At 38.6% G+C, this 22410-nt stretch carries 20 protein-coding genes, 1 tRNA gene and 1 pseudogene; 11 read left to right on the top strand and 11 right to left on the bottom strand.

All coding sequences use genetic code 11. From position 1 onward, the window contains the following. Positions 1-101: 101 nt before the first annotated feature. Together J3U23_RS05610 and allC are read right to left on the bottom strand one after the other, a co-directional pair. Complete coding sequence (locus J3U23_RS05610) at positions 102-1322, bottom strand: MFS transporter (protein ID WP_267338748.1); 1221 nt, start codon at positions 1320-1322, stop codon at positions 102-104. A 12-nt stretch (positions 1323-1334) separates the two neighbouring features. Next, a complete protein-coding gene (gene allC / locus J3U23_RS05605; protein ID WP_267338747.1) occupies positions 1335-2561 on the bottom strand; it encodes an allantoate deiminase in 1227 nt (408 codons plus the stop codon). Between the two features lie 398 nt (positions 2562-2959). Between allC and fdrA the strand changes: the two genes are divergently transcribed. The 7 genes and pseudogenes from fdrA to J3U23_RS05570 all read left to right on the top strand — a co-directional run. Beyond that, positions 2960-4627, top strand: coding sequence for an acyl-CoA synthetase FdrA (gene fdrA, locus J3U23_RS05600; RefSeq protein WP_267338745.1), 1668 nt, complete (start codon positions 2960-2962; stop codon positions 4625-4627). 11 nt (positions 4628-4638) lie between these two features. Then, positions 4639-5898, top strand: a complete 1260-nt coding sequence (locus J3U23_RS05595) for a DUF1116 domain-containing protein (RefSeq protein WP_267330732.1) — start codon at positions 4639-4641, stop codon at positions 5896-5898. A 12-nt stretch (positions 5899-5910) separates the two neighbouring features. Then, positions 5911-6828 (top strand): DUF2877 domain-containing protein, encoded by a 918-nt coding sequence (locus tag J3U23_RS05590; RefSeq protein WP_267338775.1) that lies wholly within the window; start codon positions 5911-5913, stop codon positions 6826-6828. Positions 6829-6831: 3 nt separating this feature from the next. Next, positions 6832-7755 carry an HTH-type transcriptional activator AllS gene (allS, locus tag J3U23_RS05585; protein ID WP_065562976.1) on the top strand — a complete coding sequence of 308 codons (924 nt, stop codon included), beginning with the start codon at positions 6832-6834 and terminating at the stop codon, positions 7753-7755. Positions 7756-7805: 50 nt separating this feature from the next. Then, on the top strand, positions 7806-9038 hold the full coding sequence (locus J3U23_RS05580) for a pyridoxal-phosphate-dependent aminotransferase family protein (protein ID WP_065562977.1): 1233 nt from the start codon (positions 7806-7808) through the stop codon (positions 9036-9038). 192 nt (positions 9039-9230) lie between these two features. Next, entirely contained in the window at positions 9231-10502 is a 1272-nt protein-coding gene (locus J3U23_RS05575) for an MFS transporter (protein ID WP_267330733.1), read from the top strand. An 85-nt stretch (positions 10503-10587) separates the two neighbouring features. Continuing rightward, positions 10588-11022 (top strand): annotated as a pseudogene (locus tag J3U23_RS05570) (amino acid ABC transporter ATP-binding protein); the annotation flags it as partial. Positions 11023-11100: 78 nt separating this feature from the next. Here the strand turns inward: J3U23_RS05570 and fabB are convergent. Continuing rightward, positions 11101-12312, bottom strand: a complete 1212-nt coding sequence (gene fabB, locus J3U23_RS05565; RefSeq protein WP_065733982.1) for a beta-ketoacyl-ACP synthase I — start codon at positions 12310-12312, stop codon at positions 11101-11103. A gap of 310 nt (positions 12313-12622) precedes the next feature. On the opposite strand from fabB, the gene J3U23_RS05560 reads away from it, so the two are divergent. Together J3U23_RS05560 and J3U23_RS05555 are read left to right on the top strand one after the other, a co-directional pair. Continuing rightward, positions 12623-13888: a putative DNA modification/repair radical SAM protein gene (locus J3U23_RS05560; RefSeq protein WP_065563055.1), complete on the top strand. Its 1266-nt coding sequence runs from the start codon at positions 12623-12625 to the stop codon at positions 13886-13888. A gap of 3 nt (positions 13889-13891) precedes the next feature. Next, positions 13892-14671 (top strand): TIGR03915 family putative DNA repair protein, encoded by a 780-nt coding sequence (locus tag J3U23_RS05555; RefSeq protein WP_065733983.1) that lies wholly within the window; start codon positions 13892-13894, stop codon positions 14669-14671. Between the two features lie 44 nt (positions 14672-14715). Here J3U23_RS05555 and J3U23_RS05550 read toward each other — a convergent pair whose 3' ends face one another. After that, entirely contained in the window at positions 14716-15474 is a 759-nt protein-coding gene (locus J3U23_RS05550; protein ID WP_065562984.1) for an MlaA family lipoprotein, read from the bottom strand. 119 nt (positions 15475-15593) lie between these two features. Here J3U23_RS05550 and J3U23_RS05545 point away from each other — a divergent pair. After that, positions 15594-15665, top strand: a tRNA-Arg gene (locus tag J3U23_RS05545). A gap of 169 nt (positions 15666-15834) precedes the next feature. Beyond that, positions 15835-17004, top strand: a complete 1170-nt coding sequence (locus J3U23_RS05540; protein ID WP_267338744.1) for a tyrosine-type recombinase/integrase — start codon at positions 15835-15837, stop codon at positions 17002-17004. Positions 17005-17227: 223 nt separating this feature from the next. Here J3U23_RS05540 and J3U23_RS05535 read toward each other — a convergent pair whose 3' ends face one another. From J3U23_RS05535 to J3U23_RS05505, 7 genes are all read right to left on the bottom strand, one after another. Continuing rightward, the gene (locus tag J3U23_RS05535; protein WP_267338743.1) at positions 17228-17422 is read right to left on the bottom strand and encodes a hypothetical protein; all 195 of its coding nucleotides are present in this window, start codon (positions 17420-17422) and stop codon (positions 17228-17230) included. 35 nt (positions 17423-17457) lie between these two features. Further along, positions 17458-18843, bottom strand: a complete 1386-nt coding sequence (locus J3U23_RS05530; RefSeq protein ID WP_267338742.1) for a DEAD/DEAH box helicase — start codon at positions 18841-18843, stop codon at positions 17458-17460. Beyond that, complete coding sequence (locus J3U23_RS05525; protein ID WP_267338741.1) at positions 18836-19099, bottom strand: VRR-NUC domain-containing protein; 264 nt, start codon at positions 19097-19099, stop codon at positions 18836-18838. The genes J3U23_RS05530 and J3U23_RS05525 overlap by 8 nt, the downstream gene beginning before the upstream one ends. A gap of 1 nt (position 19100) precedes the next feature. Beyond that, positions 19101-19685, bottom strand: a complete 585-nt coding sequence (locus tag J3U23_RS05520) for an Nmad5 family putative nucleotide modification protein (protein WP_267338740.1) — start codon at positions 19683-19685, stop codon at positions 19101-19103. Positions 19686-19753: 68 nt separating this feature from the next. Then, complete coding sequence (locus J3U23_RS05515) at positions 19754-20017, bottom strand: hypothetical protein (protein WP_267338739.1); 264 nt, start codon at positions 20015-20017, stop codon at positions 19754-19756. Positions 20018-20021: 4 nt separating this feature from the next. Next, positions 20022-22121, bottom strand: coding sequence for a DNA polymerase (locus J3U23_RS05510; protein ID WP_267338737.1), 2100 nt, complete (start codon positions 22119-22121; stop codon positions 20022-20024). Further along, on the bottom strand, positions 22093-22404 hold the full coding sequence (locus J3U23_RS05505; protein WP_267338736.1) for a hypothetical protein: 312 nt from the start codon (positions 22402-22404) through the stop codon (positions 22093-22095). Before J3U23_RS05505 ends, J3U23_RS05510 begins: the two co-directional genes overlap by 29 nt. Positions 22405-22410 lie beyond the last annotated feature (6 nt).

The raw sequence follows: 22410 nt of genomic DNA, 5'->3' as shown, positions 1-22410 counted from the left end.
CCTTGGAACATATGCTTTAGATTTAGGCAAGGTTTGCCGTGAGTACTACTTTTTTCGACTATTTATCAAAAACCGATAAATAGTCGATGCTTTTGCGTGAATCAGTTGGTTATGTGTTTACGCAAATTAATTAAAAAGAATAATGCTGTTGCAATAACTAATATTGCAATAGCCACATAGAACCCCGTAATTTTGGTTCCTGTTATATCCGCTAATAATCCAGTTAATGGTGGTGCTATTACTGATGAACTCATGCCAAAGAAGTTAAATACACCAAATGCTGTTCCGTAACTGCTTTTTGGGGCAATGTCAGCCACGTGAGATATTAGAATCGGTTCAACAACAAACTTGCCAAATAATCCATAGAGGATTAATCCCATCAGTAATAAGGTGATGGTGGATGATTGGACTGCCATAAATAGTGTTCCGGCTGAAAGCAGTTCTAATACGATAATAAAAAATAGTCGTTTAGCACGAAATTTATCCGAGATTTTACTGATGACAAGTGCGCCAGGAATAGCGGCGAATGCGACTAAAGATGATGCAGAGCCAATGCTTCCGCCAGTAAAGCCTCGTTCAGTTTCAAGAAAGTTAGGTAACCAGCTTACCACCATGTAATAGCCATAGCATGTTGCAAAGTACATAATGTAACAAGCAACCATTGGGCTACTAAAAAAGTTATGTTTTTCTTTCGGCGTAATTTCCGTTTTCTGTTTTTGGGTGATAACGCTTTTAATCGATGGCTCTTTAATGATAATTGCAAATCCAGCAATTAAGCAGAGTGTTAGAGCCGCAATAATATAGAGCATATATTGCCATTGCATATCCAACGCTTTAACTAAGAAGCTGGTGGATAATAAGCAAACGCCCATACCCAACGCCGCACCAGTATTGATAATGGCAGAGGCGAAGCTACGATTTTCAGCTGGAATATTTTCGGCTGATAGTGACCAAGCCGAACCATAGTAAGAGCCACAACCAAGACCTGCCAGTAAGCTACCAATATAGATCATCATCATTGAGTGTGCATTACCAATCATGATCGCGGCAATGGTAAAGAGTATGAAGCCAGGAATCACCACGGCTTTTTTACCATATTTGTCAACTAAGATCCCAGCTGGAATTTGCATTAAGGTGTAGGAAAAAAAGTAACAGCTAGCAATTAAGCCCAGCTCAGTATTTGATTGAGGTCCTACAGTTTGTTGAATTTCAGGAAAAATCGCTGCTAATACGGGGCGATAAATCCACATCACTAACCAACCGAGGAATAATAAAGCGACGATTTTATGCCAGTACTGTATGCCACCTTTTTTTTCTGTCATTTTAATTCCTTATTATTCTTGATAAGCCAATTGGTAAAGGGCATAAGTTAATGCTTTTATTCCTTCAACTAAGTCTTCGGTTTTAGTATCTTCAGCAGGGTTGTGGCTGATGCCTTTGATGCTTGGTACAAATAACATGGCGGTCGGTACTCGTGGTGCAAAAATTTGTGAGTCGTGACCGGCACCACTATGCATTACGCGATAACTTAGTTTTTCTTGGTTGCAGATGTTTTCGAGCATTTTTATGAGTTTTTCATCCATTGGAATTGGGGCTTCATCCATCCAACGATTTATTTCGATCTCAAGGCCCAGTTCTTTGGCGATGCGGATCATGTCAGCTTCAATCTCTTCGGTAAAGCTTTTAAGTTCTTCTTGGTTAGTGTGACGACAGTCTATTGTGAACATCACTTCCCCCGGAACGACATTAACCACATTGGGTTTGGGTTCAACATGACCAAAGGTTAATACTAATGGATCACCCACTTTAATTGCTTTGTTAATGGATTCGTTGCAAATTCGGCTAAAAGCGTAGATTGCATCTTTACGGTAACTCATTGGTGTGGTGCCTGCATGATTTGCTTCACCTATTAAGCGGATATTGTAACGACGTTGTCCAACGATGCTGGTTACAATCCCTATGCTTTTTTCTTCCCGCTCAAGTACGCCTCCTTGTTCAATATGTAGCTCTAAAAAGGCTTTGATATCGGTGCGTGCTTTTTGGGTGTTAAATTTAAATCCGCAGTTGTTCATTGCATCGACAAATTTAATGCCATTGTTGTCTTCGATATCGGCAACATCATCATTGTTGGCGATGGCAAATACGTTTTTGCTTCCCCAAAAGACATAAGGAAAGCGACTGCCTTCTTCTTCTGCCATGGAGATAAGTTCTAAAGTGCGTAATGGTTGGCCGTAGTTCTCTTTTAGGTATTTCATGGCAAGCATAGCTGCAATGATGCCAAGCTGGCCGTCAAGTTTGCCACCATTAACAACGGTATCAACATGCGAGCCAGACATGATGACTTGTTCTTTATATTTACTGCCTTCAAATCGACCATATAAGTTACCAATATCATCAAAATAGGTGTTCATGCCAATTTGTGAGAGTTTTTCTTTAATTGCATTTTGGGCAGTAAGCCATTGTTCAGTATAAAGTAATCGAGTTGTTCCGCCTTGTTCTAAACCACCAAAGCTCGATATCCATTTAACTGCATTAGCAACATCATCATATAAAATATTCATAAATATTTACCTGCTATTTAAAACTCCATCATCGTTAACATTTTGCTTTTAATGTTAACCGCACATATCGTGTCGATACTACGGATCATTTTAAATGTTTTTTTTGTTTACCATACTATTAATATCAAATAATAATGTGATCAAACTAGCTTTTTTATATTTGTGAAATTTAATTAAATTAAGTAGTTATTATTATAAAAAATTTTTTAACAATCTTTTATGATACTGATTTTAAATAATATTATATTTTTGATATCGTTAATGTTTTGTGATGTATAACCTGCTTATTGTTTATTTTTTCCGTAATATATAAATATAATCTAACTATTAGATTTTTTTAATGAGCTTAATGAGGTTCAAAGTTAACAGTATTTATCCTATTTGAGGGGCCTATTCTCATGATTCAATCTTTTATAAAAAAGGGAAGCTTTCAAGATTCTGTTAGTTTGATGTTGATATCAAAAAAACTGAGTAATCTTGATGAGGTTGATGAAGTATCTGTCATGATGGGTACTCCTGCCAATAAATCTTTATTAACCGCAACAGGTTTTTGGAGTGATAGTTTTAATGATGCAACGCCAAATGATATTTGTGTTGCGATTAAAACCAAAGATGACTCTAATGATGTTGTCGAGTTGATTAGTCAACAACTTGAGGATGCACTAAAAAATATCGCTCAAGCTCAGCAAGGTGGTGCAAAACTACTTAAAGCAAGGCGTTTAGCTAGCGCAACGAAAAAATTACCTGATGCTAATTTAGTGTTAATTTCGATTGCTGGGGAGTACGCCGCTGAGTTAGCCGATCAAGCTTTAGATGATAATAAGAATGTGATGATTTTTTCCGATAATGTATCAATCGAAGATGAACTCCGTTTAAAAACTAAAGCGTCTAAAAAAGATTTAATTGTGATGGGCCCCGATTGTGGGACGGCCTTTATCGCGGGTGCACCCTTAGCGTTTTCTAATGTTATTCCTAAAGGGAATATTGGGGTAATTGGGGCGTCTGGTACGGGTATTCAAGAAGTAGTTTCACAAATCGCTCTATTGAATCAAGGTATTACGCAAGCTATCGGTTTGGGTGGGCGTGATTTGTCGCTTGAAGTTGGCGGAATTAGTGCGCTTACTGCCTTAAATATGCTTGCTGCCGATGCTGATACACAAGTGATTACCTTTATTTCTAAACCGCCAGCAGACAGTGTGCGGGAAAAAGTGATTTCAGCCATGAAGTTAATTCCTAAACCGGTGGTGGCTTTATTTTTGGGCTCGAAAATCGATAAACCTCAAGACGATAATATCTATTTTGCACGAACATTAGATGAAGCAGCTCGATTAGCTTGTTTATTAAGTCCAGTTGAAGCGATAGCGAATAAGTTGCCTAATTTAGCCAATAAAACGATTACAGGGTTATATACTGGCGGTACCTTAGCTTCAGAAGCGGCTATGTTGCTTGCTCAAGAACTAAATCTCACTACCAGTCATCATCACGATAAAGGGATTATGTTAGATCAACAGGGGCATAAAATTATTGATTTAGGTGATGATTTTTACACTGTAGGTAAACCTCATCCTATGATTGATCCATCTATTCGCGAAGATAAAATCGCTCAGCTTGGTGAAAATCACGACGTAGGTGTATTACTTGTTGATTTGGTTATTGGCTATGGCGCAAATGCCAATCCGGCAGAGTCAGTTATTTCAGGTTATCAAAAAGCCTGTGCTAAACGAGGTGATAATCATCCATTGATAGCTATCGCAACCGTGACTGGTTCAGAGCAAGATCCGCAATGTCGTAGTAAGCAAATTGAAGCGTTAGAATCAGCGAATATTGTTGTAATGAATAATTTACCGGAAGCTATTTTGTTAGCTAAAAAACTGATTACACAGGTTAAATCAAATAATTTCATTAAACCATATCCTTTATTAAGCCATATTAGTGTGATTAATGCTGGTTTAAGAAGTTTTGCTGAAGATCTTCAATCATCGAATATTCCTGTTGTGCATTATCAATGGGCGCCAATAGTCGGCGGTAATAAAAAATTAGCGGCTATTTTGCAAAAATTAAATTAAGAGGTTTTGATATGTTACGTACTGCAATAAATGAAGCAAACCAAAAAATTATTGAACGAATTAAAGCTGCTAGACCTCATTGGGTAGGCGTTATATCCGCTAAAGAAGCTGTACCAACCTTGGCGCAAGGTAAAAAATTACTTCACGCTGGACCACCGATTGTTTGGCATGATATGACTGGACCAATGCAAGGTGCTTGTATTGGTGCTTGCTTGTTTGAAGGATGGGCTCAAGATGAGAAGCAAGCTTTACATTTGTTAGAGTCAGGTCAAGTTGAATTTATCCCTTGTCATTCTGTTAATGCAGTTGGTCCAATGGGGGGGATTACGTCAGCCAATATGCCAATGATTGTGGTTGAAAACATTACCCATGGTAATCGTGCTTACTGCAATTTAAATGAAGGTATTGGTAAAGTGATGCGTTTTGGTGCTTATGGCCAGGAGGTTTTAGACCGTCATCGTTGGATGAAAGAGTCGTTAGGGCCAGCTTTGAATGATGCATTAAAACTGTTTGATAATGGTATCGATTTAACCGCTTTGATGGCACAAGCTATTACAATGGGTGATGAATTCCATCAACGTAATATTGCCGCTTCAGCACTATTATTAAGAACGCTTTCACCAAAATTAATTTTACTTGATCGTAGTAAAGCGGAAATGGAGAAAATCTTTAGCTTTTTAAGCGTGACAGATCAGTTCTTCTTAAATGTTGCTATGGCATTTTGTAAATCAATTATGGATAGCGCAGCGCAAATCAAAGAGGGATCTATCGTTACAGCAATGACCCGTAATGGTAAAGAATTTGGTATTAAAGTTAGTGGTCTTGGCGATCAGTGGTTCACCGCGCCAGTTAATACTCCGCAAGGTCTATTCTTTACCGGTTATTCTCAAAAAGATGCAAACCCAGATATAGGTGATAGTGCTATTACTGAAACCTTTGGTATAGGTGGGGCAGCTATGGTTGCAGCACCAGGGGTAACTCGCTTTGTTGGTGCCGGTGGCACGGATGTTGCATATGAAGTATCTGAAGAGATGAGTGAAATCTATTTAGAACATAATATGTTATTCCAAATTCCTACATGGAATTTCCAAGGATGCTGTTTAGGGTTAGATCTTCGTTTAGTTGTCGAAACCGGGATCACGCCATTAATTAATACTGGTATTGCCCATAAACAAGCAGGAGTGGGCCAAATTGGTGCAGGTACAGTTAGAGCACCGTTAGCTTGTTTTGAAAAAGCACTCGAGGCATTAGCAAAAAAATTAGAAATATAGGCTATGAGTTTGATGTATGTAGATGATGAATGCTTAAATAAGTCGCTAAATAATCAGCGATTTACTATCCCCGCTTTTGATTATTTGCAAGAGCGTGGTTTGTCGCAAGCATCTCATATTATCAAACCACTTTTAGTTAGTGCGGATGTTCCAATAAAAGCGGGTGAGTTGTCGCTCTTTAGTACTCATCAGCAAACGATTAATTTAATCAATGATGATCAGCAATTAATTACTATACATCGTTATAACAGCGGTTTGTCGCCCATGGGCATTGTACTTAAATCGTCTGATTTTGATTATGTTTTGTCGTTAGTTAGTGATTTATCTATTTATCAATCGGCTATGGGTGATTTGCAAGTTGGGATTTTTTTAATTTCACTTGATACGCATGTTTGTCAATTAAATATAAAAAAACATTCATTAGTTAATAAATCACAAATTGCTAATCTATTGAAAGATATAGAAAATCCTACCGGCTTATTTGGTAAATTAAGCGACAATTTATCGGGTCAATATCAACTCGAATTATTATGTAATACCATGACTAATTTGATGAATGGTAAAGCAGATGATATTACGCCGTTTATTGGCTTAGGACCGGGTTTAACGCCAAGTTTTGATGATATTATCGTGGGGATGTTGGCGGTTATCTCAAGCGATTGCCGTTTTGACAATCAAATTCGACAGCTTAAATTCGCCTTTGAGCGTTTGTCATTACATTTGTTAACCACAACTGTTAGTGCTAGTTTTTTGACTTATGCACTGCAAGGTAAATTTTCGTTGTTGGTGCTACAAGTGATTAATTCATTTGCACAACATAAATATCACCATTCATCAATAAAAAATTTATCGAATTATGGTCACACCTCTGGATCCGATCTCTTACTTGGTATATGGTTAGGTATTGATCGTTTTGTTTTAAGGGATTAAATCGTGCTAGATACAGAAACCATGCGGACCTTTATTAAAGTAGTTGAGAGCAATAGCTTTTCAAAAGCGGCTAAGCTACTTTACAAAACACCAGCAGCGATTAGTTATCGTATTAAATCATTGGAAGCCGATCTTAATACTCAACTTTTTGAACGAACCACACGGACTGTGACACTAACGCTGGCAGGGCAACATCTTTATGAGCAATGTAGCCAATGGTTGCTTTGGTTATCAACCATGCCTGATGAGTTACAACAGATTCGTGATGGTGTTGAGCGAAAAATTAATATTACCATCAATAATCTGCTCTATGATGTTGAGGCGGTAGCCGATTTGTTGACGTTTTTAAAAGAGAAATTCCCTTTTACTACTTTCAATATAAATCGACAAGTTTATATGGGAGTGTGGGATTCGTTATTGCATGGTGAGTGCCATTTAGCGATTGGCGCAACAGGCACTGAATCGCTTGATACGATGATTAATATATTACCTCTTGGTGAAGTAAGTTGGGTGTTTGTGGCAGCCAAAAATCATCCGATCACCCAAATTGATGGGGCGTTATCTAATGATACTTTACGTAAGTATCCGGCAATTAATGTTGAAGATACCTCTGTGCATATGAATAAACGTGTGGCTTGGTTATTACCAAGTCAATCTGAGATTATTGTGCCAAATATTACCACTAAGTTGGCTTGCCATTTAAGAGGATTAGGTATTGGTTTTTTACCCAAATCAATCTGCCAATCTTATTTAGATTCAGGTGAATTGATTGCCTGTAAAGTGGTTAATGAACGTAAGCCATCGCCATTGTCATTAGCATGGAAAAAATCGCATATGGGCAAAGTGATGAATGAAATTGTTAATCTGTTTAAGTTTCATCATCCCATTGCCAATAATTTTTTGAAAAATATAGATAAGAGAAGATGAGTTAGTGTAATCTTCAAACAATTAACTCGATATTAATAAAGGAAAAAATAATGTTAGACCTAGATAAATATGACCAAATTAATCCGCCTACGCGACTATTAATGGGACCAGGTCCAATCAATGCTGATCCTCGTGTCACTAGAGCGATGGCAGCACCTTTAATTGGCCAGTTTGACCCAGTTATGACTGATTATATGAATCAGACTATGTCACTTTATCGAGATATTTTTAAAACCAAAAATGAACAAACTTTTGTTATTGATGGTACTGCAAGAGCCGGTATTGAAGCCGTTCTTGTGTCAACAATTAAACCGGGTGACAAAGTATTAGTACCCGTATTTGGTCGTTTTGGTTTATTACTTTGTGAAATTGCCCACCGTTGTCGTGCTGATGTGCATACTATTGAAGTGCCATGGGGTGAAGTTTTTGATCCTAATGTTATTGAAGATGCTATCAAAAAAGTCAAACCCAAACTATTACTTTGCGTGCAAGGTGACACTTCAACCACATTATTGCAACCATTGGATAAAATTGGTGAAATTTGTCGTCGTCATGGTGTGTTGTCTTATGTCGATGCAACTGCTTCGATTGTGGGTAACCCACTTGAAGTTGATAAATGGCAACTTGATGGCGTTTCAGTGAGTTTACAAAAATGTTTAAGTGGACCTCCAGGTGTTGCTCCTCTTACTTTAAGTCCAAAAATGGTCGAAATTATTCAAGCTCGTAAATGTGTTGAACTGGGTATTCGAGCTGAAAATGATGCGGGTGGCCGAGATGAGATGATCTATTCTAACTATTTTGATATCGATATGATTATCCGTTACTGGAGTTCTGAACGTATCAACCACCACACTGAAGCGACCTCAATGCTTTATGCTGCACGCGAATGTGCTCGAATTGTGTTACAAGAAGGTTTAGATAACGTGATTGAGCGTCATCGCGTTAATGGGGCTGCAATGGTTGCTGGTTTACAAGCTATGGGACTTGAGCTGTTTGGCGATCTCGATCATAAAATGAATAATGTCGTTGGTGTGGTTCGTCCGGAACATATTAATGACCTTGAAGTTCGCAATTTAATGTTAAATGATTTTGGTATTGAAATCGGTGCTTCATTCGGTCCGCTTAAAGGTAATGTATGGCGTATTGGTACTATGGGCTATAATGCTAGAAAATCTTGTGTCATGCAAACATTAACCGCGTTTGAAGCTGTGTTAAATCGAGTTGGTTTTAAAACAGTACAAGGGGCTGGTTTACAAGCTGCCTGGAACGTTTATAACAGCTAATAATAAAATAATAATAAAAGTTCACTGAAGTGAGCGGAATTATACCCATTGGATTTTTGAGCTTTTAATTTAGAACGAAGTAATTTGTTGGTGAAATTGTCAACAAATTACTCTAAAAATAGAGTAAATTTAAAATAGTAGCAAAAATGTTAACTTTAAGTTAATTGGGATGATATTATTTAAGGAAATTTTATGAATAAATTGAATACTAAAATTCCTACCTCTGGGTATAATCAAAAAAAATGGAAAGGGCGTTATACCATTTTATTACTATTATGGTCAGGTTGGTTACTTTCGTTTCTTGATCGTATGGTAATGAATGTCTCATTGCCGTTTATTGGCTATGATCTTGGTATCGATAAAACTGTACAAGGTTCAATTATTAGTGCATTTTTTATTGGTTATGCACTGTTTCAAATTCCCGGTGGTTATTTATCAGATAAATTTGGTCCGCGTAAAGTGATGGCTTTTGCCATTATTTGGTGGTCGATGTTTACGCTTTTTACCGGTCTAATTTATGTATTACCATTAATGTTACTGACTCGCTTCATGTTTGGTGCCGGTGAAGGTTGTTTCCCAGCTTCGTCTTGGAAAACTATCGCCACTTATTTTCCTGCCAAAGAACGAGGACGAGCAACAGCAATTCAATCTTCCGTCAACACATTAGGACCAGCAATATCTGTAATTGTGGCAGTTGCCATTATTGAATGGTTAGGTTGGCGCGATGTATTTATCATCTTAAGTATTCCTGGTTTTATATTAGGCTTTTTTATCTATAAGTTTATTCGCAATAATCCATCTGAAAATAGTTTAATTGGTGCTGATGAACTGCAAGAATTAGAAATAATCAACGATAATGTCTCAGTCGAAGAGAGCTCGTCTTCGTTAATAGATGTATTGAAAATGCCAATACTCTGGAAGTTATCGCTAATTTGGTTCTTATTTGATATCACATTTTGGGGATTCACCACTTGGTTACCAAGTTATTTACTTGAGGCAAGAGGATTATCGCTCTCCAAAACTGGTATCTTAGCTGCAATCCCATTCTTATTTGGTGCGTTAGGAACTTTAGTTGGTGGCTATTTTGCTGATAAGTTCGAACAAAAATTAAAATATGTATATGGTTTAACCGCTTTTATCTCTGGGATATTTCTTTTCTTAATGTTCCAAGTCGATAATCTTGAGGCTGCTATAGTCTTCCAATGCGTATCAGCACTCTTTATGTTTATCGCATTTGCTATCTTTTGGGGAATGCTAATGCATATGATTCCGCCGGTAATCATGGGTAAAGCCTCAAGTATCGTCAACTTTGGTGGACAAGTTGCAGGCGTATTATCACCATTCATCATCGGCTTCCTTATCGACAACGCCAACGGAGGCTACAACCACGCCTTCTTATTTATGGTGATCGCGTTAATAAGCTCTGCGGTATTGACCTTTTTCATTAAAAAGATGAATATTTAGTTAATCAATATGATGAGATATATTGGGAAAATACTCAAACTTGGTTTGAGTATTTTTTCTTTGATGAATTGTTTATTCTAAAAGTAATTTAATTTTGGCACCAATGGATGTCAAGAAGATGCCAAAAAATGATGCAATTAATAAGGCTGAAGGTTTATTAGTTAAGGTTGGTTTGATTGATAAGATTGATGCTTATCCAAATCAATTATCCGGTGGTCAACAACAACGTGTCGCGATTGCTAGATCATTGATGATGGACCCGAAAGTTATGCTTTTTGATGAACCTACTTCGGCGTTAGATCCTGAGTTAGTCGGTGAAGTTTTAGCGGTGATGAAGGCACTTGCTCAAGAGGGGATGACCATGGTGGTTGTCACGCATGAGATGGGTTTTGCTAGAGAGATGTCAACTCGTGTTATTTTTATCGATCAGGGCATCATTCAAGAGCAAGGTTCACCTGAGCAAATTTTTAATAATCCTCAAAATGAAAGAACACAGCTGTTTTTAAGTAAAGTATTATAATTGATCTACTTGATTGATTAAGCTATAAAAAAACCGCACTAATGAGTGCGGTTTTTTATTAAACATTAACTATCAGACTTAAGCTTTATATTTTTTCATGACAATTGAAGCGTTAGTGCCACCAAAACCAAAGCTATTTGACATTACTGTTGTTAATTCACGTTCAGTTGGCTCGGTAATAATGTTCATTCCAACTGCTTCATCAGCGAGTTCGTCGATGTTGATACTTGGTGTGATAAAACCATGTTCAAGCATAAGTAATGAATAGATTAATTCTTGAGCACCAGTTGCACTCAATGAGTGACCTGTCATTGATTTAGTCGAAGAGATAGCTGGAATGTTATCTCCAAATACTTGTTTGATTGCCCATAATTCTTTAACGTCACCAACTGGTGTTGAAGTTCCGTGTGTGTTGATATAATCAACTGGTGCGTCAAGATCTTGAATAGCGAGTTGCATACAACGCATTGCACCTTCACCAGATGGTGCAACCATGTCATAACCATCAGATGTTGCACCGTAACCAACTAGTTCACCATAGATATGTGCACCACGTGCAAGGGCGTGTTCAAGTTCTTCGACAACGACCATTCCAGCACCGCCAGCGATAACGAAACCGTCACGGTTTTTATCATAAGCGCGTGATGCTTTTTCTGGGGTGTCGTTGTATTTGGTTGATAATGCGCCCATTGCGTCAAATTCACATGACATTTCCCAGCAAAGTTCTTCTCCACCACCAGCAAATACAATGTCTTGTTTGCCAAGTTGGATAAGTTCTGCCGCGTGACCAATACAGTGAACTGATGTTGCACAAGCAGATGTCATTGAGTAGCTAACACCTTTAATTTTAAATGGTGTGGCTAAACATGCAGATATTGCAGATGACATTGATTTAGTTACTGCGTAAGGACCAACACCTCTTAAACCTTTTTCTTTCATGCCGGCAACGACATTATATTGAGTTTTGGTTGAGCCACCATAACCAGCGATTAGACCTGTACGAGGATTGGATACTTGTTCTGGGGTTAATTTTGCATCTTCGATTGCTTGCTGTAGAGCCAGATAACCATAAATAGATGCATCGTTCATAAAACGGACAACTTTGCGATCAATAAGCCCAGTTGTATCTAATTTTACATTACCACATACATGACTGCGCATTCCGCTATCTTTCATTTCTTGAGAGAAAGTAATACCACTTCGGCCCACTTTCAATGATTCTAAAACTTCTTTGGTATTATTCCCAATACTTGAAAGAATACCTAATCCTGTGATTACTACACGTTTCATCTAATGCTTTACTCCTAAATTAACCAGCTTCGTATGAAAAATTGGTGTGATTATAGCGTACACTTGTAAGCTGAACAATACCCTATGATTGATTTTATTTCACAATTTTTAAATAAGATAGGGTTAGTGGAATAAGTAATCAATGATACTCCCGCTTTTTACATTTTATTTATAGTCTCTTAATAAAGTAGAGTTTATATGCAGTTTTATTGAGCAAATATTTCCTATTTTTGATCTGATAATTTACTTGCACATGCAAGTAAAATAGCTATAATGCTGTAAATATATACAGTCATTGGTGGTAATTATGATTCAAGACAAAATGATGTCAAAGCTTGAGATATTGGCAGAATCAGCAAAATATGATATTTCGTGCGCATCAAGCGGTACCTCACGCAATAATAAAAATAAAGGTATTGGTAGTGCCTCTCGTTGTGGTATCTGTCATTCTTTTACCGCCGATGGTCGATGTGTCTCGTTATTAAAGATTATGCTAACCAATTACTGCATGTTTGATTGTGCTTACTGTATTAATCGCCAAAGTAATGATATCCCACGAGCTGGATTTACTCCAAAAGAGTTAGCCGATTTAACCATTGAATTTTACCGTCGCAATTATATCGAAGGACTTTTTTTAAGTTCTGGCATTATGCGTAGTGCTGATCACACAATGGAAAAAATGATTCGGGTAGTCAAAATTCTACGTCAAGAATACAATTTTAATGGTTATATCCATATGAAAGCTATTCCTGGCGCAAGTAATGAGCTTATCAAAGAAGCCGGTTTATTAGTAGATAGAATGAGTGTCAATCTAGAGATTCCTACTGAACGTAATTTAAAATTACTTGCACCGGATAAAGATCATCAAACGATCTATCAACCAATGCGTCATATCCAACAAAATTTGATGGAAAATATTGAAGATCGCAAAAAAATTAAGTCAACTCCAAAATTCGTACCAGCAGGGCAGAGCACCCAGGTTATTATTGGGGCGACAGATGAAACCGATAATCAAATATTACAACTCACCGCCAAACTTTATAAACGCCCAAGTATGAAGCGGGTTTATTATTCGGGGTTTATTCCAGTCAATAGTTATGACAAGCGATTGCCGGTGTTGCAAGAAGTTCCACGAGTTCGCGAAAATCGTTTATACCAAGCTGATTGGTTACTTCGTTTTTATGATTTTAGTGTCGATGAGATTGTTAATGATGAACATCCCGATCTTGATTTAACTGTCGATCCAAAATTATCTTGGGCAATTCGTAATCCGCAGTTTTTTCCTGTAGATATCAATCGCGATAGTTATCGAAAAATTTTGCGAGTTCCTGGCATTGGTGTTAAATCAGCAAAATTAATAGTGATGGCAAGGCGACATCGAAAACTTAATATTGAAGCGTTAAAACGCATAGGCGTTGTGCTTAAACGTGCGCAATTTTTTATTGTATGTCACGAAATGAGTACCTATAAATTGCTCGAGTCATCTGCTGAATATATTCGACTGAACCTGCAAGATCCGCCATTACTTGAAGCTAAAAAAGATCCTATTCCTCAGCAGCTTGTGATGGGATGGTAAGTTATGCTAGCTTTTTATTATGACAAATCTTTCGAAGGATTGTTATGCGCGGTTTTTGATGCGTTTAAACTTAAAAAAATGCCGGAATGCTTGTTGTCGGATGATGATGTTGTACCGCTTTTGGTATCTGATTCTCACCATGTTGAATTTCGTAATAGCAAGTATGAAAGGGTATACTCGGCGCTACAAAAAAAGTTATCCAAGATTGCACTAAATCAGATCTTATTTACTTGGTTATCAGAGCTGCCTGAAAGTGATTTAATCATTTTTCGTTATATTTGCAAAGTATTTAAATCTAACTATTCAATTGAAACTGATTTTGGCGATCCAGATGTATTAGCCATTCATGATATCGCTAAAAAAGTGAATAAAGAAAAACACCATATCCAACAATTTGTTCGATTTAATGCTATCAAAAATCCAACAAGTGATGAAAAGATCTATTTTGCGGTTATTGGTCCCATTTATAATGCCTTACCATTAACCACACGATTCTTTAAAGATCGTTATGCCGACCAAAAATGGGCTATTTATGATGAAAAACGCCAGTATGGTTATTTTTATGATTTAGAAAAATTGGAGAAAATATCGTTAAACGATGATCTGATTGTCAATAACAAAATTAACCAAGATTATTTAACTGATGATGAAAAACTTTTTCAGACCATGTGGTACCGTTATTGTAATGCACTAACGATAAAAGAAAGAATTAATCCAAAATTACAACGACAAAATATGCCAAGACGATTTTGGCAACACTTACCTGAAATGCAGCAAAAATAAAAAACGCCGAACAAGCCGGCGTTTTTTATTAATGTAGGGAAATTCTATTGGGCGTCGATATCGCTAATAATACCGTTGATACTTTCTTGGCGTTGTTTCTCTTTTTTCTCATCAACTTTACCGCCTGACGCATTAAAGTCATTACGTTGGAAGTAAGCATTACGCATAAAGTTATAAGGGTCATCACTATTTTTAAGCAGATCTTCATACTCAATAGCCACGGCACGAGCTTCAACACCATCAACAACACCACGAACTAACGCCCATTCCCAATCTAACCAAACAAGTGGTGGGTATAAGGTGTCAACGATGTCACCACCTTCTTGGCGAAGTGTAGCAGAACCATAGAAAGGTAATACTACATAAGGACCATAAGGGACATCATAGTGACCTAATGTTTGACCAAAACTACGTTTAGAGCCTTTTTGCAATTGAGGATCCGCCATTCCAGCAACATCAAATATACCCGCCACACCAAAAACGGTATTGATAAAGAATCGAGCTAAATGTTTACCAGATTCACGGCCTTCGCCTTGTAGTGCACTATTAACTACTGAAGCTGGCTCAGAAAGGTTAGATGAAAAATTAACAACGCCTTTACGCACAGGTGTTGGTACATAATCTTTCCATACCACAGCTGCAGGGCGTAAAATATAAGGATCAAGGGCATAATAGTTAACATCAAACATGGTTTTGTTAAAACCCGATAATGGGTCACTATAACTGTTGGTTTCAGCTTGATAAGTGGCACAACTTGTCAGTGCTAAAACCGAGAACATCATACCTATTATTCTTTTTTTCATAATGTTATAAATCATAATTGACGAATGTTAAGATTGTATCATGTTTGTTCAAAATAGAAAATTTTTCATTATTTAAATAGTAATATCTTGATAAATTTATTAGAATAACCGCCCGAGATGACCTCATAGTTAAATGGATATAACGAGCCCCTCCTAAGGGCTAGTTGCAGGTTCGATTCCTGCTGGGGTCAAATTCCCTTAAACTTATTATTACTCTCCTTTACGCCAAAAGCCTTTATAAAACTGGGTTTTGGTAGTTTTTCTCACTCAGCTACACTTTCTTTTACGTTTGACAACGCAAGGCTATCTACGGTATATTTACGGTATATTTTAATACCGAAATGAAAAATACCGTAAATCATGCTAACAATTAAAGCAATCGAAGCCTCAAAGCCAAAAGCCAAACCTTACAAACTGCCTGATTATGAAAGCCTGTATTTGTACATTACGCCCACGGGGACTAAATCATGGCGGTATGATTATCAGTTTAATGGCAAACGAAAAACGCTAACAATAGGTAAATATCCTTATATCAGTTTATCCGAAGCTCGCAATGAAAAAGATTTAGCTAGACAATTATTGGCGCACGGCCGAGACCCTTCGGTAGAACGCAAAAAGAAAGCGTTACTCTCAAACATGGCACAGGGTAATACATTCAGCAAAATAGCTATGGAATGGTACGAAAACAAAAAACGAAGTTGGTCACTAAACACTCGGAAAACTATACTTACTTATTTTGAAAAAGACATATTTCCTTATGTTGGAGAGATGGACATTTCGCAGATAAAACCAATTGAAATGTTAAATTGTTTAAAACAAATTGAAAATCGAGGGGCTTTAGAAATCGCTAAAAAGATGAGGCAGCGGTGTACTGAAGTTTTTCAATATGCAATTATTACAGAGCGAGCAGAGAATAACCCAGCCCGAGAACTGGCAACAGCGATGGTGACACGTACACCTAAAAATTACGCATTTTTAATTGAGGACGATATGCGGGAGTTCATGAAATCCCTGCAAACCTATTCGGGTAATATACTGGTACGGTACGCAACCGAACTATTAATATTAACTGCGGTGAGAACTGTGGAGTTGTTGCGGTGTAAATGGGAGTATGTCAACTTTGAGAAACGTTACATTTTACTACCAGAGACATTAATAAAAAAAGACAGGGTGCACATAGTCCCGTTATCAAAGCAGGCTATAAATATCCTACGGTTTTTACATCCAATAACTGGGAATTGTGATTTTGTTTTTCCGGGGCGAAATAACATCCAATCACCTATGTCAAATGGTGCTATTTTGGGATTGATAAAAAGGTTGGGGTTTGCCAAGCGCGCAACCGGGCACGGTTTTAGGCATCAGTTTTCAAGTGTTTTAAATGAGCATGACTTTAATCGTGATTGGATAGAGAAACAACTAAATCACGAGGAGGAGGGTGTGCGAGGTATTTATAACCACGCACAATATTTGGATGGGCGTCGTAAGATGATGCAGTGGTATGCAGATTACATTGATAGTTTAACCGCATAACTGTTTTTCCTGAAACTCCTGTTTTTTCTGTTCAAGGTAGGTGTTTACAGTGGATAGCTTCCAGCGAGGATGGCGCCCCAAATATAGATCAGGTTTCGGGAATTTATCCGATGCAACCCACCGATCCAATGTTCTATCATCTATACTGATGTACGCACAAACTTGCGCCTTATTGTATAGTGGGTCTTCAATTGAGTAAACTTTTGTCATTTTTTAATCCTTATTAGATATCTTGTGAGCTGTTATATGCGCAGTCATCACACATAAAATATAGGGTATTGTCATAGTGGAGTTCGTGCGCGTAAGGGTCAGTTCGCAGTTCAACCGTTAACGAAACTTGATTACATATTTCACAAATATATTCCGCTTCTTTGTCATATAAATCTTTTAGATGACAATGTGTTTTATTTAGCTTCATAATCATTTCCTGATTTAGAAATATGGAGGAGGTGACTAATACCCTTTCTTTTTCATTGATTCGAGTAGTATTTCTTGCATACTACGTTTAGTTTTTTTACGGTCGATAACATCCTCATCGACAGTCCCGCGGGTGATAATTTCATAAACAAATACGGGGCGGTCATAGCCTGATTGGGCTTGGCGGGTTGGGCCTATTCGTTCAAGTATCTGATCTGAGCTTTCTAGATTCCACCAGTGGGCAAAGTAGACAAGAATATTACCGCCGTCTTGTAGGTTCAAACCGTGCCCTGCACTGTCAGGGTGGGCTAGTAATATCGGTATTTTGCCTGCATTCCAATCCCTTATCGTTTTCGGATCGTTATCAAGTAAACGGGCTTGCTTAAATGATTTTAACAACCTAACTTTATCGTGTTCGAAATGGTACGCGACCAGCACCGGCATTCCGTTAGCTTCACTTACTATGCTTTCTAATGCTTGGATTTTTAGGTCATGCACTTCAGTAAAATTATTGTGGCTGTCGGTATAAATCGCGCCGTTTGCGAACTGCAGGCATTTAATGGTTTTCGATGCAGCATTTAGCGCTTCGATTTCGCTATCGCCGATTTCTAGAAACATTTCTCGTTCAAGCTGTTTGTACTGGCGTTGTAATTTATCCGGCAGATCAACATATATAGGCGTGACGATTGGGTCGTTAATGTCAAACCAATCCTTGGCTTCTAACGTAATGCAAACATCTTTGAGCTTTTCTTGTATTTGTTCCTGCGCAAATTCGGTTGGCGTTATTTTAAAATAATCACCGATTGGGATTTTGTTAAACCACCTATCCGTAAATGCGCCTAATGTTCGCCCTAAACGTTGTCCGCCATCTATAAACCAGTTTTGCCCCCACAGATCCAGTAAACCGTTAGGGGCGGGTGTGCCTGTCAGATTTTGCCAACAGCGCACATGTTTAAACGCGACACCACGTAACGCCGACGCCCGAACACCACCGCCACGTAACCGGAACGATTTTAATTTTGTACTCTCGTCAGCTATTACCTGCTGAAACGGCCATTTATCCCCGAATTGTTCAACCAGCCATGGTATGTTTTCGTAGTTAGTGGTGAATACGTTTGCGTTTCGGTTTTTTAGTGCGATCAAACGTTGTTTAGGTGTGCCAACGATAGGTTGGATACCGATGTTTTTAAAATCCCATTTAATTAGCTCATCCGGCCATGTCGATTGTGCCACACGTAACGGAGCTATAACTAAAGTTGGGGCGGTATAGTGCCCGCTCATATATGCGATATCTAATGCGCATAACGTTGATGATGTTTTCCCCATGCCCATGCCCGCCCACGTATTACCACGGGGTAAATCAAGTTGATGGTTTACTATTAGGCTTTGATAGGGGCGGGGGGTAAAGGGTTTGTTATTCATATAAAAATCTCACATCGTGGGAATCCAAAACTTCAACACGAAAACCTAATTTTCGTAAGCGTTCGTGCTCTCTTATTTGCCCCGGTCGGGGCTTTTCTCCGGGGCGCTTACACTCAACAAAAATAATTTTCCCCCCTGGTAGCATAACTAAGCGATCTGGCTTATTTACCCGCCCGATAGGAGACAGCTTATAAGTTATCCCGCCTATTTCTTCTACTCGGCGAGAGAGGTTTTTTTCGATAACGGATTCACGCATATCATAGACCCAACTTAGCGTTCAAATCGTTAACTAAGACCGTAGGTACGCCCTTAATTTCAGCACAGACTTCGCAACCTTCCAGGAAGTTAACCGAAGCAGGCCAAAATTTTTCGAGCTGTGCGGCTGTGCGGCAACTGTTTAAGATTGTTTGTATATCAATTTCCAGATTTTCTTTTTCTTCTTCGCATTTTTTTAATTCCTGCTCTATTTTCGTAAACTGAATAGAAAAATAATGATCTGATGTAAATCGTAAACGAGCGCGCAATACTTGATATCGGTCGGCACCATCATCCGGAAAATATAAATGTTCTTGCATGCCACCAAACGCACAAAAAATATAATCTATTTTTCTTACGTCGGTAGCTGCATCGGTTAAACCTAAATAAAACGGTGATTTATCTACGAGCGTTTTTAATTGTATGGCGTAGTCTGCGGGATTATGTCCGTTAGTTACATGGTCGTAAATGTCAACTGCTAATTGAAGTTTCATCGCGCTTAACTCTTTTAGCCTTTTGTTTACTGGTGCCGCGTTTAGTGCGTTTTGTAAAATTTTAGCTTTAATATCTTTGTTTAGTCTGGTCATATGTATTAATCCTTCTTATATCTGTAGGCTTCAAAATCTTTGAATATCAGGGTACACTTATTAATTATTCAGCAATTTTCATCGTGTACCCTCCATAAAATTTTATTAACTTCTTCGTCGGTTAAGGGCTCTATTAATAGATTATCCGGTAGGCATTCTCCGGTTAAAGCCTTTGTGTATATACCAATTTCTCTAACCGGGCGCTCTTCGGCGGGGTGTTCGGAAAGCGTGAGAACGTGTACGCATAATCCGTTATCGAATTTGAAATAATCAACGCTTTCTTGCCCCTCTTTTTTATGTCGATATTTAAGTATTTGTTCTGGATATTGCATTGTATTAATCCTTTTTGTATCTGTACGATTCGAAACCTGCCGCAGCGAGCGGTAGACCTTTTGCCCATTCGGGTGGGGTTGATAGAATTTGGCTGAGGTATTCATGCGAGTATTCGGGAATATCTGGCGCTTCGGTGATGATTTCATCGTGCACAGTTAGCACGATGTTAAAACCAATTTCATCTATACATGGCATAGACCACGCCATCACATCACGAGCCACGGCTTGAGTAATGTTTTCCGCAATTTTTCCGCCGTAGGTGTTAATACGTTCCCACTTACGTGAATATGTATTTAATCCCATGTAGCTTATTTTGCCGTTTTCATCGATACGTGCACCGGGGTAACATAGATATCGCCCCGACGGTAATTGAATGCGTAGCCATGCTCCGACTTTATCGATTACTAGGTTTTCATTAATGCGTAAAGTTTTAGCGTCTCCTGTGATCACATAACGTACGCCTGAATCCAGTTTTTTCCATAGCTCAACGATATTAGGGTGCGCCTTGCGCCAGGACCTTTTAAATGCATCGCAGACTATATACGCCTTTTCCGACAACCCGTATGTACGTTTATTTTTCAGCGCCCATTCGTATGCATTTTTAGCCTCGTCCAGTATACGTAAATCTACATTTTTGATAGCTATATCCGCCATGGCGTCCAGATCTATACCGTATGCTGTGCTGAATGTGATAAATGCACCTACACCGCCTTCGTAACCTAGTGCAAGTTCCTGGACTTTACCTATTTGGCGCTGCTCTTTAGTTACGTAGTTAGGGTTGACCCCGAACGATTTTGAGTACGACAATTTGTATAGGTCGTGGCCTGTACCGTTATCATAATCTTGGAATGCTTTAATCTTCCAACTTTCACCAGCGAGCCACGCCAGTACTCGACCTTCAATATTGGATAAATCAGAAACCACTAGTTTTTTTCCCTCAGGCGCACAAATGCACCCCCGTAGCGTGTTACTGGTCAGTTTCATAATATTATCGGTTAGCAGGTCAGCGGTACCCGATTTAATAGCCTCGATACCTAGATCAATTTGCCATTGTGGTAAAGTAGGGCGTGTTAAGTTTTGGGGTTGGAATCCTCGACCTGCCCAGCGACCCGTACGCGGTGCGCCCATGAATTGCAATGTACCTCTTAGTCGGCCGTCACTATTAACACGATTAAGTAGCGCTTTATATTTACTAGTACTTGTTGTACTCGCTTGCTGCCGAACGGCGAGCAGCTCTTTTAGTCCGTCGGGTAAATCGGGGTCATTTAATCGGCGTTCGATTGTCGAGGCTGTTAAATCATTTAACGTAATGCCGTACGCCCCTACAATATGCCGAAGCATGGCATCACGTTGTGTTGCCGTTTGGACTTCGCCATCGGTCATGGTGTGGGTTTCATCAGCTAACCGCCGTTGTTCGATGTCGATACACTCAACGGCTTTTTCGGCCAAATCGACATCAATACAAACGCCACGATCATTGATAAGCTGATCTAAATGCCATAAAGATAGCTCGAAGCCATTCTCCAGCATATTCCAATTGGGCATCCGTTTGACCACTTCGCGCATGGATACAATATCTTGTTTAGCATAGTGCTTAAACTTTTCCCACTCGTCATGGTGGGTTTTGCTGGTAGCTCTGCGGATTTTGCTTGTTTTTGGACGAGGTTTACAAAAGAGTTGAACTAAGGCTTTTCCTTCCTTATCCTTTGCTTGGTCATTATCCAATTTGAATATTTCACATAGATCACCTAGCCCACCTTTTAAGCTGTGAGCGTAGGCTATAACCATACTATCTCGCCAGCGGTTAGGGTCGCTAATCGCTTTTACAATATCGGGTCTATCTTTAAATATATTTCCTCGTGTTAGTACAGTCCTATCGAACATGGAATTCTGCGCAAATAAAATTACTTCAGGATTTAGGAGCAGGTTGATCAGTTCTTGGGGTAATTTTGCCCCATTTGCTAAATCGACCACATAAACCGGGCTATCGTTAAATGCGTATTGAAATAGTATGATCTCCACCGTTTCTGCATACGCATAAACCCCTTTACTTATGGGGTGTTCGTTATATGTTTCAGTGTCGAGGTAAAGAATCTGTCGCATCGGTTGCCCCTTTTTCGTTGAACAATCCGTTAAACACGGTATCTATTGCTTTTTGTGCCATATTTTTAATTTCGCATTTTAAAGTTTCGATGCGTTCATCCTCTAACCCCCCACCCATGATAAGAACTTCCGCCAATTTCATGGACATTTCTCGTTGTAAGTCAATTTCTGGTTCAGAGATTTCGTGTTCTTTAGCATAATCTGCTTGCAGCTGAGCAACTACAGCCATATAAACCGAGCTTTTAGCTCTTGTGTATTTATCTAAATTTGATGCGCTTGACATTTTAAA

Origin of the sequence: Gilliamella sp. B3367 (assembly GCF_026536825.1) — a bacterium.
GTDB classification, from domain to species: domain Bacteria; phylum Pseudomonadota; class Gammaproteobacteria; order Enterobacterales; family Orbaceae; genus Gilliamella; species Gilliamella apicola_E.
This window is presented reverse-complemented; position numbering and strand designations above follow the sequence as displayed.

What these genes read in the sequence shown, in the direction of transcription:
- J3U23_RS05530 (WP_267338742.1), bottom strand. Translation starts at nt 18,843, where the DNA reads ATGAATAACAAACCCTTTACCCCCCGCCCCTATCAAAGCCTAATAGTA.
- J3U23_RS05575 (WP_267330733.1), top strand. Translation starts at nt 9,231, where the DNA reads ATGAATAAATTGAATACTAAAATTCCTACCTCTGGGTATAATCAAAAA.
- J3U23_RS05550 (WP_065562984.1), bottom strand. Translation starts at nt 15,474, where the DNA reads ATGAAAAAAAGAATAATAGGTATGATGTTCTCGGTTTTAGCACTGACA.
- J3U23_RS05580 (WP_065562977.1), top strand. Translation starts at nt 7,806, where the DNA reads ATGTTAGACCTAGATAAATATGACCAAATTAATCCGCCTACGCGACTA.
- J3U23_RS05555 (WP_065733983.1), top strand. Translation starts at nt 13,892, where the DNA reads ATGCTAGCTTTTTATTATGACAAATCTTTCGAAGGATTGTTATGCGCG.
- J3U23_RS05535 (WP_267338743.1), bottom strand. Translation starts at nt 17,422, where the DNA reads ATGAAGCTAAATAAAACACATTGTCATCTAAAAGATTTATATGACAAA.
- J3U23_RS05520 (WP_267338740.1), bottom strand. Translation starts at nt 19,685, where the DNA reads ATGACCAGACTAAACAAAGATATTAAAGCTAAAATTTTACAAAACGCA.
- J3U23_RS05525 (WP_267338741.1), bottom strand. Translation starts at nt 19,099, where the DNA reads ATGCGTGAATCCGTTATCGAAAAAAACCTCTCTCGCCGAGTAGAAGAA.
- J3U23_RS05515 (WP_267338739.1), bottom strand. Translation starts at nt 20,017, where the DNA reads ATGCAATATCCAGAACAAATACTTAAATATCGACATAAAAAAGAGGGG.
- J3U23_RS05590 (WP_267338775.1), top strand. Translation starts at nt 5,911, where the DNA reads ATGTATGTAGATGATGAATGCTTAAATAAGTCGCTAAATAATCAGCGA.
- J3U23_RS05595 (WP_267330732.1), top strand. Translation starts at nt 4,639, where the DNA reads ATGTTACGTACTGCAATAAATGAAGCAAACCAAAAAATTATTGAACGA.
- J3U23_RS05505 (WP_267338736.1), bottom strand. Translation starts at nt 22,404, where the DNA reads ATGTCAAGCGCATCAAATTTAGATAAATACACAAGAGCTAAAAGCTCG.
- J3U23_RS05540 (WP_267338744.1), top strand. Translation starts at nt 15,835, where the DNA reads ATGCTAACAATTAAAGCAATCGAAGCCTCAAAGCCAAAAGCCAAACCT.
- J3U23_RS05510 (WP_267338737.1), bottom strand. Translation starts at nt 22,121, where the DNA reads ATGCGACAGATTCTTTACCTCGACACTGAAACATATAACGAACACCCC.
- J3U23_RS05610 (WP_267338748.1), bottom strand. Translation starts at nt 1,322, where the DNA reads ATGACAGAAAAAAAAGGTGGCATACAGTACTGGCATAAAATCGTCGCT.
- fabB (WP_065733982.1), bottom strand. Translation starts at nt 12,312, where the DNA reads ATGAAACGTGTAGTAATCACAGGATTAGGTATTCTTTCAAGTATTGGG.
- fdrA (WP_267338745.1), top strand. Translation starts at nt 2,960, where the DNA reads ATGATTCAATCTTTTATAAAAAAGGGAAGCTTTCAAGATTCTGTTAGT.
- allC (WP_267338747.1), bottom strand. Translation starts at nt 2,561, where the DNA reads ATGAATATTTTATATGATGATGTTGCTAATGCAGTTAAATGGATATCG.